We start from the raw sequence: 2,937 nt of genomic DNA, 5'->3' as shown, positions 1-2,937 counted from the left end.
GCCATGGCTCGCTCGAATGGGCGGTGACCTGGTTCGGCGGCGACGGCTTCATCAATTCCTACTGCAACACCATCCCGACCGGCGAAGGCGGCACCCACGAAGCCGGCTTCCGCAACGTGCTGACGCGGGGCCTGCGCGCCTATGCCGATCTCGTCGGCAACAAGCGCGCCTCGATCGTGACCTCGGAAGACGTCATGATCTCGGCGGCGGGCATGCTGTCGGTGTTCATCCGCGAGCCGGAATTCGTCGGCCAGACCAAGGACAGGCTGGCGACGATCGAGGCAATTCGAATTGTCGAGACCGCGATCCGCGATCCGTTCGACCATTGGCTGGCCGACAATCCGCAGGAAGCCTCGAAGCTGCTCGAATGGGTGATCGCGCGCGCCGACGAGAGGGTGCGCCGACGGCAGGAAAAAGAGGTGTCGCGCAAGAGCGCGGTGCGCAAACTGCGGCTGCCGGGCAAGCTCGCCGATTGCACGCAGAATGCCGCGGCCGGCGCTGAACTGTTCATCGTCGAAGGTGACTCGGCCGGCGGCTCGGCCAAGCAGGCGCGCGACCGCGCCAGCCAGGCCGTCCTGCCGCTGCGCGGAAAAATCCTCAACGTCGCCAGCGCCGGCAACGACAAGCTCGCCGGCAACCAACAGATTTCGGACCTGATCCAGGCGCTCGGCTGCGGTACGCGTTCGAAGTACCGCGATGAGGATCTGCGCTACGACCGCGTGATCATCATGACCGACGCTGATGTCGACGGCGCCCACATCGCCTCGCTGCTGATCACCTTCTTCTATCAGGAGATGCCGGCACTTGTGCGTGGCGGCCATCTCTACCTAGCGGTGCCGCCGCTTTACTCGATCAGGCAAGGCGGCAAGGTCGCCTATGCCCGCGACGACGCGCACAAGGACGAGCTCCTGCGCACCGAATTCACCGGGCGCGGCAAGGTCGAACTCGGCCGCTTCAAGGGCCTGGGCGAGATGATGGCGGCCCAGCTCAAGGAAACCACCATGGATCCGAGGAAGCGCACGCTGCTCAGGATCGACGTGATCGACGCCGAGGCGGCGACCAAGGACGCCGTCGATGCGTTGATGGGCACCAAGCCGGAAGCCCGCTTCCGCTTCATCCAGGAACGCGCCGAATTCGCCGAGACGGAAGTGCTGGATATCTAGCCATCAGCCGGTTTAGCTTGCGCTTCTGATATGGAGACCAGCGTGTGATTGCGGCACGGCTGAAAGGCTATTTCGAAACCAGTTTGACCGACCTGACGCAACCGACGCGCTCGGACTGGATTTTCGCTCTTCGCACCGTTTCAGCCGGCCTGATAGCGCTGCTGGCCGCCTACGCCCTAAAACTCGACCACCCGCAATGGGCCATGATGACGGTGTTCATCGTCGCCCAGCCGGTTGCCGGCATGGTGCTGGCGAAGGGCTTCTACCGGCTGCTCGGCACGCTGGTCGGCGGCGTCGCGGCGATCGGCATCACCACCGTATTCGGCACCAACCCCTGGGTGCTGGTGACGGTGCTTGCCGTCTGGATCGGCATCTGCACCTTCGTCTCGTCGCTGCTGCGCAATCCGGAAGCCTATGGCGCCGCGCTCGCCGGCTACACCGCAATGATCATCGGCCTGCCCGCCTTCGGACAACCGCATCTCGTCGTCGACCTCGCGGTCGCGCGATGTGCCGAGATCGTGCTTGGCATTGTCTGCGCCGGCCTGACCAGCCGCCTGATCCTGCCAAAACTGGCCAGCGACGCCATCGTCTCGCGCCTGAAACGCTGTATCCTTGATCTTGCCACCTATGCCGGCGGTGCGTTCTCCGGCGGCGACCCGGCAACGCTGTCCACGCTGCACCGAAAGCTGATCACTGATGCCCAGACGCTCGGCGAGATGCGCGCCTATGCCAGGCTCGAGGCGCCGAGCTTCGCGCCGCGCGCCCATCCAGTCCGTCGCACCATCGGACAGCTGCTCTCGGCCCTGTCGGCGGCACGCGCGCTGCATTCGCACGCCGCCCCGAAGAATGCGGCGCTCATCCCGGTGCGCTCGGAACTGCAGTCGCTGGTCAGCGAGCTGGCGACCAAGCCCGGCGCGCTGGACGATACGGCGCTGTGGGTGGCTCGGCTCGATGCGATTTCCGGAAACGCCCGGCAAATGCCAGATGCCTCGACCGACCAGGGCGACGACAGGGTCGGCACCATCACCCGCCTGACCATCGCCGCCGATTTCGCCGAGGCGCTCAAGCAGGTGCTGCGCGGCCTCGACGCCCTGCGCGCGCCTGCCACGCGCCTGGCCAGGGGCAGCAGGCAGCCTGCGCTGGTGGTGCATCGCGATTACGCCGGCGCATCGCGTAACGCCTTGCGCGCTGCCCTTGCCACGCTGCTGGTCGCGGCTTTCTGGTTGACGACGAAATGGTCGGAAGCGGCCGGCACGGTCATCCTCGTTGCTGTCGTATCGAGCCTGTTTGCTGCTCGCCCCGACCCTGTGCAGGTCGCCTGGGGTTTCTTCAAGGGAACGCTGCTCGCTTTGCCCTTTGCCTTTCTCGTCGGCCAGATCGCGCTGCCCGCTTTGCCGGGCTTCGGCTGGTTCATGCTGTTTGTCGTGCCCATTCTTGTACCGACGGCGCTGGCCATGGCCAATCCACGCTATGTCGGCGTGGCGACGGCCTTCGCCATCAACTTCCTCGCCTTCCTGAGCCCGCACCAGGCGATGACCTACGATCCCGTACCCTTCTTCGCCGGGTCGGCGTCGATCCTGGTCGGCATCCTGCTGGCGATCGGTGTCTTCATCGTCGTGCTGCCAGCCGATCCGTGGCTCGCGGCCAACCGGATCGTGCGCGCCATGCGCGAGGATCTGGCGCGGCTTTGCCTGCATGAGCGGGTGCCGAGGCGGTCGGCCTTCGAGAGCCTCGCCTACGACCGCATCAACCAGCTGATGCCGCTGGTGCAGAA

Annotated in this window: 2 protein-coding genes; both read left to right on the top strand. The window is 65.8% G+C overall.

What is annotated here, in order from left to right; genetic code table 11:
- The coding region (locus EN893_RS26755) for a toprim domain-containing protein (RefSeq protein WP_245490914.1) at nt 1–1,163 on the top strand (1,163 nt) is incomplete at its 5' end.
- 44 nt (nt 1,164–1,207) lie between these two features.
- On the top strand, nt 1,208–2,937 hold a 1,730-nt coding region (locus tag EN893_RS26750; protein ID WP_164901130.1), incomplete at its 3' end, for an FUSC family protein.

The sequence above is a fragment of the Mesorhizobium sp. M7A.F.Ca.CA.004.04.2.1 genome, from assembly GCF_004022825.1.
In the GTDB taxonomy this organism is placed as follows: Bacteria; Pseudomonadota; Alphaproteobacteria; order Rhizobiales; family Rhizobiaceae; genus Mesorhizobium.
This window is presented reverse-complemented; position numbering and strand designations above follow the sequence as displayed.